Source organism: Streptococcus parasanguinis, from assembly GCF_015556095.1.
Lineage (GTDB): Bacteria > Bacillota > Bacilli > Lactobacillales > Streptococcaceae > Streptococcus > Streptococcus parasanguinis_Q.
On the sequence record NZ_JADNLT010000002.1, the window covers coordinates 66,806 to 82,147 of the forward strand.

At 46.1% G+C, this 15,342-nt stretch carries 9 protein-coding genes; 8 read left to right on the forward strand and 1 reads right to left on the reverse strand.

Annotation, left to right across the window (positions count from 1 at the left end; all coding sequences use genetic code 11):
• Positions 1 to 33 precede the first annotated feature (33 nt).
• From I2E70_RS03535 to I2E70_RS03560, 6 genes are all read left to right on the forward strand, one after another.
• Positions 34 to 957, forward strand: a complete 924-nt coding sequence (locus I2E70_RS03535; protein ID WP_195423455.1) for an aldo/keto reductase — start codon at positions 34 to 36, stop codon at positions 955 to 957.
• 148 nt (positions 958 to 1,105) lie between these two features.
• Positions 1,106 to 1,681 carry a TetR/AcrR family transcriptional regulator gene (locus I2E70_RS03540; RefSeq protein WP_003002793.1) on the forward strand — a complete coding sequence of 192 codons (576 nt, stop codon included), beginning with the start codon at positions 1,106 to 1,108 and terminating at the stop codon, positions 1,679 to 1,681.
• Positions 1,678 to 2,358, forward strand: coding sequence for an ABC transporter ATP-binding protein (locus I2E70_RS03545; protein WP_070466246.1), 681 nt, complete (start codon positions 1,678 to 1,680; stop codon positions 2,356 to 2,358). Before I2E70_RS03540 ends, I2E70_RS03545 begins: the two co-directional genes overlap by 4 nt.
• Before the next feature lie 3 nt (positions 2,359 to 2,361).
• Positions 2,362 to 3,507: an FtsX-like permease family protein gene (locus I2E70_RS03550; protein ID WP_195423457.1), complete on the forward strand. Its 1,146-nt coding sequence runs from the start codon at positions 2,362 to 2,364 to the stop codon at positions 3,505 to 3,507.
• Between the two features lie 385 nt (positions 3,508 to 3,892).
• Positions 3,893 to 5,638: an ABC transporter ATP-binding protein gene (locus I2E70_RS03555; RefSeq protein WP_045759643.1), complete on the forward strand. Its 1,746-nt coding sequence runs from the start codon at positions 3,893 to 3,895 to the stop codon at positions 5,636 to 5,638.
• Entirely contained in the window at positions 5,628 to 7,496 is a 1,869-nt protein-coding gene (locus tag I2E70_RS03560; RefSeq protein ID WP_195423459.1) for an ABC transporter ATP-binding protein, read from the forward strand. The genes I2E70_RS03555 and I2E70_RS03560 overlap by 11 nt, the downstream gene beginning before the upstream one ends.
• 273 nt (positions 7,497 to 7,769) lie before the next feature.
• Here the strand turns inward: I2E70_RS03560 and I2E70_RS03565 are convergent, their stop codons facing one another.
• Positions 7,770 to 8,252, reverse strand: a complete 483-nt coding sequence (locus tag I2E70_RS03565) for a glutathione peroxidase (protein ID WP_195423461.1) — start codon at positions 8,250 to 8,252, stop codon at positions 7,770 to 7,772.
• Positions 8,253 to 8,411: 159 nt separating this feature from the next.
• On the opposite strand from I2E70_RS03565, the gene rexB reads away from it, so the two are divergent.
• Both rexB and addA read left to right on the forward strand, forming a co-directional pair.
• The gene (gene rexB / locus I2E70_RS03570) at positions 8,412 to 11,678 is read left to right on the forward strand and encodes an ATP-dependent nuclease subunit B (RefSeq protein ID WP_195423463.1); all 3,267 of its coding nucleotides are present in this window, start codon (positions 8,412 to 8,414) and stop codon (positions 11,676 to 11,678) included.
• On the forward strand, positions 11,675 to 15,340 hold the full coding sequence (gene addA, locus I2E70_RS03575) for a helicase-exonuclease AddAB subunit AddA (protein ID WP_195423580.1): 3,666 nt from the start codon (positions 11,675 to 11,677) through the stop codon (positions 15,338 to 15,340). Before rexB ends, addA begins: the two co-directional genes overlap by 4 nt.
• Positions 15,341 to 15,342 lie beyond the last annotated feature (2 nt).

Below are 15,342 nucleotides of genomic sequence, written 5' to 3' on the forward strand. Positions count from 1 at the left end.
CACTACAATAGAACTACAGAAAAGGAGGCGGACATGAACTATATTGAGTTTGCTGAAAATGAGCGTCTGTCCACGATTGTCCTTGGGATGATGCGGATCAGTCAGATGAGTGAAGACGAGGTGGAGGCCTTGGTGGAGGCGGCCTTATCGATTGGGATCAACACTTTTGATCTGGCGGACATCTATGGCGATGGCCAGTGTGAGGTCCTGCTGGGGAAGGTTCTCAAGCGCCGTCCGGATCTTCGGGACCAGATGTGGATCCAGTCCAAGTGTGGGATTCGCAAAGATGGCTTTACCTATTTTGATTTTTCGAAGGACTATATTTTGGACTCCGTCGATGGTATCCTTGAACGCCTGCAGATCGAGCGCTTAGATAGTCTCCTTCTTCACCGACCGGATGCCCTCATGGAGCCGGAAGAAGTGGCGGCAGCTTTTGATCACTTGGAGCAAGCGGGCAAGGTCCGTCATTTTGGGGTGTCCAATCAAAATCCTATGATGATGGAATTGCTTAAAACAGCTGTCAAACAACCTCTCAAGGTCAACCAGTTGCAGTTGAGTGCCGCCTTTACACCGAGCTTTGAGGCTGGTTTTCATGTCAATATGGAAGGGCCTAAAGCAGCCGTGCGAGATGGCAGTGTCTTTGAGTATTGCCGCTTAACTGATACGGTGATTCAGGCCTGGTCTGTCCTCCAGTATGGCTATTTCAAGGGGAATTTTGTCGGCAAGGAAGAGTTTGCAGCTCTCAATCATGTCCTCAATGACTTAGCGAAAAAATACCAGGTCACTCCGACAGCCATCGCCCTTGCTTGGGTCCTTCGCTATCCGGGTAAGATGCAGGCTGTCATCGGAACGACCAAGCCCCAGCATGTCCTTGAAGCAGGGAAAGCAGCAACAGTCACTTTGACGCGCAAGGAGTGGTACCAAATCTACTTGGCGGCGGGAAATGATTTGCCTTAGAATAATGGTTATCAAACCAGATTCCACTCTTATCGGTGGTCTGGTTTTTGTTTTGTGGTTTTCAGATTTTTCTTGACAAGTTTTTCTTTTTTATGGTATTCTTTAGGCAACAAGTGTTGCGCAACGAATGTTGCGCGAAAGGAGTCTTATGCCACCAAAGGTTAAATTTAGTAAAGAGGCTATCATTGGGACAGCTTTACAATTGGTGAGAGAAGAGGGAATGGCTAGTTTGACAGCTCGAGCATTAGCGGAGAAACTGGGAGCCACACCGAGAGTCATTTTTGGGCAATTTGCTAATATGGCTGAGTTACAAGCAGAGGTTATTGGTGCTGCGGAAATGGTCGTGGTGGAGTATATTCGCAAGGCCTTAGAAGATGAAAAGCCTTTCCGATCTGTCGGGGTTGCTTATATCCTTTTCGCCTCAAAAGAGCCCCAACTTTTTCAATTGCTTTTCCAAAATCCTAGCAAAGATCCGATTCGTCGCTTTCAAGATTTTCTTCCCATGAAGGATCATAGTTACCAATTGGTTCTGGATTCGATTGTTGCAGACTATCCTTTGACTGTAGAGGAAGCTAGTCGCTTGTACCAGCATCTATTTATCTACTCACACGGGATGGCCTCTATGGTTGCTTCTGGTATTTATCAGTTCGGCATGGAAGAAGTGATTGGATTACTGACAGAGGTTTGTCAATCTCTCATCAAAGAAATGGTAGGAAAGAAATGATTCAACTAGAAAATGTGCACAAAAGTTACGGCCAAACCAAGGTTTTAAAGGGGATTGATTTGCAGATTCAAGACCAGGATGATGTGGTTATCCTCGGCCCTTCTGGATCGGGGAAATCAACTCTCTTAAACGTGTTATCAGGCTTAGAAAAGGTAGATGAGGGACATATCCTCATTCAAGGACAAGATTTGTCTCAACTCACGGATGCTCAATTGACGGCCTTTAGACGGGAGAAGATTGCCTTTATTTTCCAGCAGTATTATCTATTGCCGAATCTAACGGTCAGACAAAATGTAAAAATGGGGGCTGACCTGGCAAACAATCATGATTTTTTGCAGATCATCGAGGATTTGGGGCTTGGCGATAAGCTGGACAAATATCCGAGTGAATTGTCTGGTGGGGAACAGCAGAGAGTCTCCATTGCTCGGGCCTTGGCCAAAAAGCCAGAGATTCTCTTTTTAGATGAGCCGACGGGAGCTCTCGATGAAGAAACAGGGCGCAAGATTCTGGACTATATCTGGAAGTTAAAGGAAAAGCTGGGCTTCACCCTCATCATGGTGACGCACAACCAAAATATTGCGGATATGGCCAGAACCATCATTCGTGTCAATAGTGGCAAAATTACCGAAGTTGTGTCCAATGATCAACCTCAGACTGCCTATGAGATTGGATGGTAAGCCATGTTTTCAGTAAAAGATATTCGAAAATTAGTTGTCGTCAGTATCATTGGAGCCTGTGCGGTCTTTGTGGCTAATCTCTTCTTGAATTTTTACCTAGATATCGAGCAGTTGGAGATTTCGAAAACCAATCCCATGATTCAGACCTACTATGATGCCCAGGTTTCGCTTTCCTGGATGGTGGCCATGGTCAGTGGGGTCGTCTTGTCCTTGACGTCGGTCCTTCTCATGTGTTTTTATATCAAACAATTTGTCGATGACCACAAGGAACAATTAGGAATTTTAAAGGCCTTGGGCTACAGCAATGGCCAGTTAGCGAAACGGTTTTGGGCCTTTGGACTCAGTTTTGGAGCTGGAGCGCTTCTTGGCTATTTTGCTTCTTTTCTTATGATGGGACATTTTTACGACTTTCGAAATGAGAAGGGGATTCTGCCAGAAATCACCATTCATTTTCACTGGCAGCTCTTGCTTGCTTTGGTAATGCTACCAACGACCTTCTTTATGGTTCTCGCGATTGGTTATGCTAGAAGACAACTCCAAACCCCGGCTCTTCGATTATTGAAAAAGTCCCCAAGTCCTATCAAGGTCAAAAGGAGAAAGAGGGTTCCTAAGAAAGAGAATGGCTTCTTAAAAGAGCTGTCCTCATCACTGATTTGGGGGAGAAAATCGATCTTGTTTTTTGTGGTCTTTGGCTCCATGTGTTTTGCGGCCATGGTTCAATTGTCCTTTGGCCTCAGGGATTACACAGATGATATCATCCAAACCATGATGATCATGATTGGCTTAATCCTCTCTTTCTCGATTCTCTTTTTGTCATTGGGGATTGTGGTCTCAGAAAGCCGCGAAACCTTGGCTCTTATGAAGGCTTTTGGCTACACCGATCGTGAATGCCAAAGTCATATTCTCGCTCCCTATCGTTTCTGGGCTTATCTAGGATTTGTTCTTGGGACGGTTTACCAATACGGTATCATGGAGATTTTGATCGGTGTGATCAAAGATACGGTTCCTGAAAAGATTGAGCATCACTTTGATGGGAATGTGTGCTTTTGGACCTTGCTTGGTTTTGCGGTGGTTTATGAAAGCCTCTTTTATCTATCCAACAGAAAACTCCAAAAACAAACCATCAAAGAAGTGCTCTTAGCAGAATAAATAGAAAAGAGAGTGGGACAGAAATCGGTCATTCGTTAGAATTCGATTTCGTCGTCCCACCTCCGCACAGTTGAGTAGGGCTGTAAAAGCTGATAAAATCAGCGTAGTATAGCCCACTCAGCCACTGCGTCTTGCTCGACAATCCAAAAACAATTGAGAGGCTAGGACTTTTGTCCCAGCCTCTTTTGTACTGGATAAACAGAAAAACGGATGCTGTCTAAAAATCTTGCATTTTTTTGCAATTTAGGTTACAATGAAGACTATAAAAAATGCGTAATCCCTACGGTCTTTCCCTCAGGGAATTTTGTGTGTTTTGACCTATTTTCGATGGAAAGAAGCTTTGCTTCTACCGCAGGAAAAAGTATGAATAACATTGGAGGTAATAATGATTCGATCCTTAATTTCCGAGATCAAAGAATTTAAGAAGCCCTCGATTTTGGCTTCCTTGTTCATGGTCTTTGAAGTCATGTTTGAGATTTCGATTCCCTTTGTCATGGCGAGTCTTTTGGACCAGGGTGTTCAACAAAGAAACATGAACAATATTTTGTTTTACGGTGGGCTCATGCTGGTCTGTGCCTTTTGCTCCCTCTTTTGTGGGATGCAGTCTGCCCGTTATGGCGCCTATGCATCGGCTGGTTTTGCTAAAAACCTTCGTCGGGCCATTTTCAAAAAGGTTCAAACCTTCTCATTTGAGAATATTGATCAGTTCTCATCAGGTGGGTTAGTCACTCGGATGATGACGGACGTGACCAATGTGCAAAATGCCTATCAAATGGTGATCCGGATCTGTGTACGGGCACCGCTCAATTTGATCTTTGCCATTGTGGCTTGTTTCTTGATCAATCCGGAAATGGCCATGATCTTTGTCTATGTGACCATCTTTTTGGCAGCTGTCTTAAGCATCATCATGAAGATTGTGTATCCGCTCTTCACAGAAGTATTTGAAGCTTATGACAATCTCAACAACAGCATTCAAGAAAACATCACCAATATGCGAGTGGTGAAGTCCTACGTTAAGGAAGCAGATGAAACCGTTAAATTCAAAAAAGCTTCACGCCGGATTTATAACATGTTTATGAAGGCTATCCGTGTCGTTGTCTTGAGTAGCCCAGCTATGATGCTTTCCATGTATGCTTCTTTCCTTTTGATCTCTTGGATTGGGGCTCATCTGATCGTTGGTGGCCAACTCTCCACTGGGAATCTGACTTCTATGTTTAGCTACACCATGACCATTCTCATGTCGCTCATGATGTTTATGATGATCTTTGTCATGTTGTCGATTTCCATGGCCTCTGTCGAGCGGATCAATGAAGTCTTGACGACCAAAACGACGATTGACTCTCCAGAAAATGGGATCAAAGAAGTTGCTGATGGCTCCATCAACTTTGAGGATGTGACCTTTGCTTATACCGATGAAAATGGCGACAAGACCCATGTCTTACAAGGGATTAATCTTTCTATTCGTTCAGGGGAAGTGATTGGTATCTTGGGAGGAACAGGATCAGGAAAATCAAGCTTGGTGCAGTTGATTCCTCGTCTCTATGATGTCGAGTCTGGTCGGGTGACAGTAGCAGGCCACGATGTCAAAGAATACGATCTTGATTCCCTTCGTAAGCAAGTGGCCATGGTTCTTCAGACCAATGTCCTTTTCTCTGGTACGATTAAAGAAAATATGCGCTGGGGAAATAAGGATGCGACAGATGAAGAGATCATCGCAGCTTGTAAGATTGCCCAAGCCGATGAATTTATTCAAGATTTCAAAGAGGGTTATGACACCATGATTGAGCGTGGGGGATCCAATGTCTCTGGTGGTCAACGCCAGCGTCTTTGTATCGCGCGTGCCCTTCTTATGAATCCGAAGATCTTGATCTTGGATGATTCGACTTCAGCGGTCGATACCAAGACGGATAGTTTGATCCGTCAAGGATTGGCAACCAGCTTGAAAGAGACCACCAAAATCATCATTGGTCAACGGATTTCCTCTATTCAAGATGCAGATCGCATCATCGTGATGAATGATGGTCAAATCGATGCGATCGGTCGTCACGAGGAATTGCTTGCGACCAATGCCATCTACCAAGAAGTATATGAAATGCAAACACAAGGGAAAGGAGAAGCAGATGAAAACTAAGAAAAAAGCAAATCTAGGCTCTATCCTTCGCCTGCTCGACTTCCTTTGGAAAAACTACAAGGTATCCTTGATTGTTTCCTTTATCTTAATCATTCTATCATCTCTTGCGACGGTCAATGTAACAGCTTCGATTCAGTCCCTGGTCGATGTCTATGTAGAGCCTATGCTAACGTCAAACAGCCATGATTTCGGACCGCTCTTGTCCTTCTTAACACGGGTCGGTTTGATTTGTTTGATCGGGGTCCTTGCTAACTATGGCTTTACCTTGATTATGGCGACCGTTTCACAAGACTCACTTAGAAGTCTTCGAAATCAGTTGTTTGCCCGCATGCAAAAACTGCCCGTTCGTTACTTTGATACCCACCAACACGGGGACATCATGTCTATCTATACCAATGATATTGATGCTCTTCGCCAAGCGATTGAAGAATCCATTCCTCAACTCTTATCCTCAGCGATTACCATCCTTGGGGTAACGATTACCATGCTGACGGTTAGTCCGCTGCTGTTCTTGATTGTCCTCGTCATGGTCTTTATCATGACGATGGTTATCAAGAATGTCTCTAGCAAGTCAGGTCGTTACTTTGGGGCCCAACAAAAGAACTTGGGGATTGAAAACGGCTTTATTGAAGAAATGATGTCTGGTCAAAAGGTAGTCAAGGCCTTTGTGCATGAAACTGAAAGCATTGAGGATTTTGACCGTATCAATGACCAACTCTTTGAATCCTCTTACCAAGCCAATCGCTACGCCAATGTCCTCATGCCAATTCTTGGGAACTTGGGAAATGTTTCCTTTGTCCTGACAGCCTTGATCGGTGGACTCTTTGCGCTAAACGGCATCGGTGGTTTAACCATTGGTGGTCTCATGGCCTTCTTGCAATTGAACCGTTCCTTCACAGGCCCCATTGCTCAGGTTTCTCAACAATTGAACTTTGTCCTGATGGCTTTGGCTGGTGGAGATCGTGTCTTTGATCTCTTGGATGAAGAAGAAGAGGTCGACCTTGGAAAAGTGACGCTGGTCAATTATGAACTGGTCGATGGAGAAATGGTTGAAACCGATCAGAAAACTAACAAGTGGGCTTGGAAACACCCACGTCCAAATGGGGATTACCAGCTTGTGAAGATGGTTGGAAATGTGGTCTTTGATGATGTTGATTTCTCTTATGATGGGAAGAAACAAATCCTTCATGGCATCAACTTGTACGCGGATAAAGGTCAAAAAGTGGCCTTTGTCGGAGCGACTGGTGCAGGAAAGACAACCATCACCAACTTGATCAACCGCTTCTATGACATCCAGTCAGGAATGATCACCTATGATGGGATCGATATTAAATTAATTGAGAAAGATTCTCTGCGTCGTTCCCTCGGAATCGTTCTTCAAGATACCCACTTATTCACTGGTACGATTGCGGAAAACATCGCTTACGGTCGTGCTGATGCAACACGGGAAGAAATCCTTGAAGCAGCTCGAATTGCCAATGTGGATTCCTTTGTCAAGCACTTGGATCAGGGCTATGAAACAGTCTTGACGGATGATGGGGCTGGCCTATCTAATGGTCAACGACAATTGATCGCCATTGCCCGTGCAGCCCTAGCCAATGCGCCTGTTTTGATTCTGGACGAAGCGACGTCTTCTATTGACTCACGGACAGAGAAGATGGTGCAAGAAGGGATGGACCGCTTGATGGAAGGCCGGACAGTCTTTGTCATTGCCCACCGTCTATCGACGATTGTCAATTCCGATGTCATCATGGTGATGGACCACGGACGTATCATCGAACGAGGCAACCATGCTTCCTTGATGGCAGAACGTGGCACCTATTACCGCCTCTACACCGGTGGACTTGAAATTGATTAAAGAAAAAAAGCTTGAGCATTGGCTCAGGCTTTTTTGGCTTATGGATAATGACTTCTTAGAAACTTTCCTTAGGTGAGTACGGACGTTAGGTGAAATTATCCAGTGGATGATTTCAGCAATCCAGGAAGTTCCATGACTTAGTTTTGGACCCAAGGTTCCAAAACTCCCGAGTTTTAGAAACAATCGTGTTTCTAAAACTTTTCTCACGGCGGAAAGTCTCGAAAATAAATAGCCATTCATCAAAAATCCTGACTACACTTTCAGGATTTTTGCTTATTTCTCAAGTAATTCTTGGATCAAGTCTTCCATGGCAGCTGGTTCTGTTTTGGAGGAGAAGCGTTGGGCGACGTGGCCTTGTCGGTCGATGACAAATTTTGCGAAGTTCCATTCGATGCGTTTGCCTAGTGGTCCGGCTGCTTGGCTTTTGAGCCAGTCATAAAGAGGAAGGGCTTCTTTACCATTGACCTTGGCTTTAGCGAATCGTGGGAAGGTGGTCTGGTAATTGAGGCTGCAGAAGCTATTGATTTCTTCTGCAGTTCCTGGTGCCTGACCCATGAATTGGTTACAGGGAATGTCTAGGATTTCCAGCCCCTTTTCCTGGTAGCGCAGGTAGAGATCTTGCAGTCCTTGGTATTGCGGGGTCAAGCCACAGCCTGTTGCTGTATTGACCACAATGAGGACCTTACCTTGGTAGTGAGAAAGGGGAATCTCCTCCCCATTCTGGTTTTCTAAAGAAAAATCATAGATGCTAGTCATAGGTGGTATCCTTTCTGTCTCTTCAACTTTTATTGTAGCACAAATCTCCTAAAATTGGGCCAGGAGGAGCATGACTTCTTGCTTTAGTCCCTCCTGTGAAAATGATATAATAAGAAGATAACAAGCTCTCAAGAAAATGCCAAAAGGAGAACGGATCGGATGAAATTACTCTATACGGATGTTCGGACCCCCTTGACCCAGGTCCTGACACAAGAAGCCGTAGGGTTAGTAGAACAGGGCAAGCGTGTGTTTTACATTGCACCCAACTCTCTTTCCTTTGAAAAAGAAGCCAAGGTCTTGTCCTATTTAGAAGGTCAGGCTTCTTTTGCCATTACCGTCACGCGCTTTGCCCAAATGGCCCGTTATTTCATCCTGAATCAGGTTTTTGAGGAGCAACCCTTGGATGATATCGGTCTCGGCATGCTATTTTTTAAAGCTCTTTCCCAGATGAAGGAGCAGGATCTCAAAGTTTACGGGGCCCTGCGCAAGGATCCTCAGTTTATCCAGCAACTGGTCCAGCTCTATCATGAATTGCAGACGGCCCAGATGGATTTTACAGATTTGGAGTTGCTCGAGGAAGCTGAAAAAAGAGAGGACCTCTTGGCGATTTTTGAAGCGGTCTCTGAGATGCTGGTCCAGCACCAGTATGAATCCCAGTCCAAGATGGCCTTTTTCCTCAATCAGGTCGAAGAAGGGCAGCTGGAAGAGCAATTACAGGATGTGGCGATCGTCGTCGATGGCTTCACGCGTTTTTCTGCAGAAGAAGAGGCTTTGATTAGTCTCCTTCACCGAAAAGGAGTGGAGATTGTCATCGGGGTCTATGCCAGTGAAAAAGCCTATCGGGCAAGTTTTAGAGAGGGCAATCTTTACCAGGCCAGTGTTGACTTTCTCCTCCAGCTGGCAAAGACTTTTGAGGTACAGCCTCAGTATTGTGGGCAAGCGATCGAAGACTCTTTTAGTCGCATTACCCGCATGCTAGAAGCGCGCTACGATTTTTCACAAGTGGAAAATGAGCTGGAGGACCAAGATCGAACAGCTATCCAACTCTGGCAGACCAATACGCAAAAAGAAGAGTTGGAATTTGTTGCCAAATCCATCCGTCAGCGTCTTCATGATGGGGCCCGCTATCGGGATATTCGGGTCTTGTTAGGCGATGTGGAAGCTTATCAACTGCAACTTAAGACCATTTTTGATCAGTATCAGATTCCCTTTTACTTGGGACGAAGTGAGGCCATGGTCCACCATCCCTTGATTCAGGTCATTGAATCGCTAGGGCGGATCAAGCAGTTCAATTATCAGACAGAAGACGTCATCAATCTGTTGAAAACGGGTCTGTATAGTGATCTGACGCAAGCAGAAGTTGATGCTTTTGAGCAATACCTTCGCTTTGCGGAAGTAAAGGGTGCTACAAAATTTCACAAGCCTTTTACTAGCAATCGTCAGGGCAAGTTTAATTTGGAAGAGCTCAATACTCTCCGGGAACGCGTCGTAGAATCTCTAGCTCCCTTCTTTTCACAGCGCAAACAAAAGGTGACCCAACTCTTAACCGCCTTTACAGAGTTTCTGCAAGAGGCCCAGCTTTCTCAGAATCTACAAGCTTTGATCAAGGATCTAGCCTTGGAGGAGCAGGAGCGCTATGAGCAGGTCTGGAAGGCCTTCCTCCACGTCTTAGAAGAGTTGAACGTGGTCTTTGAGAACCAAGAGTTGACAGTGGATGACTTTCTAGCTCTCCTTTTATCGGGGATGCAATTGTCTCAATACCGGACAGTTCCTGCTACGGTCGATGTGGTGACGGTTCAGTCCTATGACTTGATTGAACCCTTGACAGCGCCTTATGTCTACGCGATCGGGCTGACCCAGGAGCGTTTTCCAAAGATTGCTCAGAACACCTCTCTACTCAGTGAAGAAGAGCGCCAGCAGTTGAATGAGGCTACCCAAGAAGGAGCAGAGCTCCAGGTGGTGACTAGTGAAAATCTCAAGAAAAATCGCTTTGTGGCAGTTTCGCTCCTCAATGCGGCGACCAACCAACTGGTCCTATCGGCTCCTAGCTTGGTCAATGAAATGGAAGACAGTGTCTCTCCTTACCTTGTCGAATTGACCAAGGAACCTATTGCCATCGAGTGGACGACCAAACAAGCCCAAGCTTCGAGTGATGATATCGGGACCTACCGAGCCCTTTTAGCGCGGGTGATTGAACTCCATCAAGAAGAGATTACGAGTGAGTTGTCTCCTGAAGAAGCCAGCTTTTGGGGTGTGGCGGTACGGGTCTTGCGCAAGAAATTAGCCGCTGAAGGCATTCAGATTCCTCAGATTTCAACGGAATTAAAGAGCCGTCAGCTTCAGTCGGATACGCTTCAAGCGCTCTATCCAGAGGGCAAAGCCTTGACATTATCTGCTTCTGCCTTGAATGAATACTACAAGCACCAGTATGCTTTTTATCTGCGCTATGTCTTGGGCTTACAAGAGGATGAAACCATCCGGCCAGACGCTCGTAGTCATGGGAATTTCTTGCACCGGATCTTTGAACGAGTCTTAAAAGATAGTTCCGATCAAGCGTTTGATCGGCGTTTAAATGAGGCGATTCGAGAAACCAGCCAAGAAGCAGAGTTTCAGCAATTGTATACAGAAAGTGGAGAGACCGAGTTTATTCGCAACTTGCTTCTTGATACTGCGAAAACAACGGGGCGTGTCCTCGCCCAGCAAAATGGCATCGAGACCATCGGTGAGGAGACCCTCTTTGGTGGAAGTACCCACACCTCTTATCCATTGTCCGATGGCCGTCTCCTGCAGCTACGAGGCAAGGTGGATCGCATTGATCAATTGAGGGATCACGGAGCCCTCGGAGTCGTGGACTATAAGTCCAGTCTGACGCAATTTCACTATGACAAGTTCTTTAATGGACTGAATTCTCAATTGCCGACCTATCTCTCTGCGATTCAGGATTTGAAGGAATACCAAGAGGAGCAGGGGATTTTCGGGGCCATGTATTTGGAAATGGGAGATCCCCTAGTGGATCTGAAAAAGACCAAGACAATAGAGGATGCCATCAACCAAACCATGAAAAGTCAACAGTACAAGGGGCTCTTTATGGCAGATCAGGCGCCTTATCTGGGCGAGGCCTATGACAAAAACAAGGCCATGATGCTGAGTAAGGAAGAGCTGGACTTGCTCCTCTTGTACAACGCTTATCTCTATAAAACGGCAGCAGAAGGGATCCTCAAGGGGCAATTTGCCATCAATCCCTATAGTGAAAATGGGCGCAATATCGCACCATTCGTGGAGCAGTTTAAATCCATCACAGGATTTGAAGCGGATCGTCACCTAGGTCAGGCACGGTTCTTGACCAAACTAGACCAAAAAGGAATACGCGGTGAAAAGGTGAAAGCCGCTTGGATCGAGAAGATGAAGGAGGTCTTGAACAAATGATCAAACAAGCATTTTTGACAAGAGAAGAAATCAAGGCCCTCCAGGTCCAAGAGGCAGCTTCTACCAAAGAGCAAAAGCGGACGCCAGAACAGATCGATGCCATCTATAGTTCGGGGACCAATATCCTGGTGTCAGCCTCTGCTGGATCAGGAAAGACCTTTGTCATGGTGCAGCGGATACTGGATCAGATCCAGCGTGGCATTTCGATTAAGGAACTCTTTATCTCGACCTTTACGGTCAAGGCGGCAGGAGAGCTCAAGGATCGTTTGGAAAGTGAACTTGGAAAAGCCCTGCAAGCGAGCGATGATCCAGAGCTCAAGCAACACCTGGCCCGTCAAATCGCAGATGTCGCCACCAGTGATATTGGAACCATGGACTCCTTTACCCAAAAGGTCCTAACGCGCTATGGTTATTTGCTTGGGTTGGCGCCTCAGTTTCGCATTTTACAAAATGCCAGTGAGCAACGCCTCTTACAAAATGAAGTCTTTCAAGCTGTTTTTGACCGCTATTACCAGGGGGAAAACCAAGAAGCCTTTGTGCAGATGGTCAAGAATTTCACCGGCCAGCGCAAAAATTTATCCTTGTTTAAAGAGCAGGTCTACCAGATCTATGACTTTCTTCAGTCGACCAGCGATCCAGAGAAATGGCTGGAAGAGCATTTCCTAAAAGGCTATGAGGAGACCGATTTTGAGCAGGTTGAAGGTGATCTGATGGAGAGCATCCAGCAGGCCCTTTATGAGGCAGAGAGCTTTTTTGCCTTTCATTTGTCCAATGAGGGCCAAGCATTTGGCAAGGCCAAATATTTGGAAGCTGTTGAAGAGGTGCTCGATCAGATTGGAAGCCTGACAGGTCGCACCAATAAAGAGCAAGTGACTTCTGTCCTAAAGGCGGTCGTGGCGATTAGCAGGGCTTCAAATGGGGGAGCCTTGACCAATAGAGCCCGAAAGGAAGAGCTGAAAGACCTAGTTACGGCTTATAACCAAGACAAAAACCTTCATATCAATCGCCTCAGAGACTTGGAAAATCAGCTCTATCAGCTGGAATTTCAACAAACCTTCCACCAAGAAGAAGGCCCCATGCTCTCTTTGCTGCGGGACTTTATCAGAGACTTTGCTCGCGCTTATCTGGAGCGAAAAATCCAAGAAAAAGCTTATGAATTTGGGGATATCAGTCATTTTGCGATTCAAATTTTAGAGCAATTCCCAGAGGTGAGACAAGCCTTTCAAGAGCGATACCATGAGGTCATGGTCGATGAGTACCAAGATACCAACCACACCCAAGAGCGGATGTTGGACTTGCTATCAAATGGTCACAATCGCTTCATGGTGGGGGATATCAAGCAATCCATTTACCGCTTCCGTCAGGCAGATCCACAGATTTTCAATGATAAGTTTAAGGCTTATCAAGAAGAAGGAGCAAAAGGGCGGTTGATCCTCCTCAAGGAAAATTTCCGGAGTCATGTGGAAGTGTTGGATGCGACCAATGATGTCTTTCGCCATTTGATGGACGAAGAGGTGGGAGAGATTGACTACAATCAAACCCACTATCTAGTTGCAGGAAGCGATAAGCAGCGGATAGCCTTGCCACAACATCGGGCTGAATTTTTGCTCTATGATGGTAGCCAAGACCAGGAAGAAAAGGCCGAAGATGAGGAAGCTGCTTCTGGACTTGAGACGGTTTCTAAGGGAGAAATTCTTCTAGTGATCAAAGAAATTTTACGCCTCCATCGGGTAGAAAAAGTACCTTTTAAAGAGATCACGCTCTTGACTGCGACTCGAACGCGAAATGACGCCATTCTGGAAGCTTTTGACCAGTACCAGATTCCGATTGTAGCAGATGGCGGACAGGTGCATTATCTAGAGTCGCTGGAAGTGATGGTCATGCTGGATACCTTGCGGACCATTAACAATCCTTTGCATGATTATCCCTTAGTAGCCCTTATGAAATCCCCCATGTTTGACTTTGATGAAGATGAGCTGGCACGAATTTCCTTGCAGTCGCTTCCAGAGCAAAAGCAAGTGGCCTTCTACCACAAGGTCCAGTTAGCTCTTGAACAGACTGCAGAGCATGCCAATCTGATTGATGCCAAGCTCCTCGCTAAAATCGAGAACTTCCTCCAGGTTTTATCTGCTTGGCGGGCTATGGCCAAAACTCATTCGCTCTATGATTTGCTGTGGAAAATCTATGAGGATCGCTATTACTATGACTATGTCGGCGCCCTTCCAAATGGCGCACAGCGCCAGGCCAACCTCTATGCCTTGACGCTTCGGGCCAATGATTATGAGAAGGCCAGCTTTAAGGGCTTGTCGCGCTTCATTGCCATGATCGATAAGGTAATCGAAAATGAACACGATTTGGCCAGCGTCCCTCTGGCGGCACCAAAAGATGCCGTTCAGCTCATGACCGTCCATAAGAGTAAGGGGCTGGAATTCAAGTATGTCTTTATTCTCAATATGGACAAGGCCTTTAACCGCAAGGATCAATCGGGACCGATCATTCTTAGCCGTCAAAAAGGGATTGGCTTTAAATATATTGCGAGTCTGCCAGTTGAGACCGAAAATCCAGTCGCCCCTGAAACTATTCGCCTGCAGATCGAAACACCTTGCTACCAAGGCAATGTGGAAGAAACAAAATTAGCCACGATTTCAGAGCAGATGCGTCTTCTATATGTTGCTATGACACGGGCCGAGCTCAAGCTCTATCTGGTCGGAAAAGGCCGTGAGGACAAACTGCGCGATACCGATTGGGGGACTAGTCGCAATGGCAAGCTGGATCCGGAAAAACGAAAAGAATGGACCTCTTATCAGGACTGGCTCTTTGCTATTCAAGATGTGTTTGCCAAGAATACCTTGGCCTATGACACGCGTTTTGTGACAGACGAAGATCTGACACCGGATCAGCTGGAGCCACTAGAGAAGGAGAAGGATTCCCGCCTGGATCAGCTCAAGGATGTCCGCCAGTCAGAGGATATTCGTCGGGCTTTGGATATCTTGGAAAATGTTGATCGTCTCAATCAGCTCTATGCTCCGGCCATTCATTTGCCAAGTGTCCGTACTCCTAGTCAGATCAAGAAATTCTACGAGCCGGTCATGGATGCCAATGGCGTCCAGATCATGGATGCGAAGCTTGTTGCGCCTGAGTTTGAGCTTCCAACTTTTGGTCAAGAAAAAGCTGTGACAGGAGCACAAGTTGGTAGTGCTGTCCATGAACTCATGCAGCGCGTGCCTCTTGAAGAAGAAATCACTCTTGATACACTGCGTCAGGCCTTGGAACAGGTTCAAGTAGAGCCAGCAGTCAAAGCCCGCATCAAGCTAGAGGCCATTCTCGCTTTCTATGAGACGCCTTTGGGGGCCTTGCTTCAAAGAGAAGCCCCTCGTGTTCATCGTGAAGCCCCCTTTGCCATGCTGAAGAAAGATCCAGCTAGTGGAGAGGACTTTGTCGTGCGGGGGATCTTGGATGGGTATATCGTGCTAGAAGACCGAATCCTGCTCTTTGATTACAAGACGGATCACTACAAGTTCCCTAGCCAATTGGTCGAACGCTACCGAGATCAGCTCGATCTCTATGCAGAAGCTCTTCGCCGTTCCTATGGCCAAGAGCACGTTGAAAAATATCTGGTACTTTTAGGTGGCCCTCATCTAGAAGTGGTGAAAGTGGAGTAACA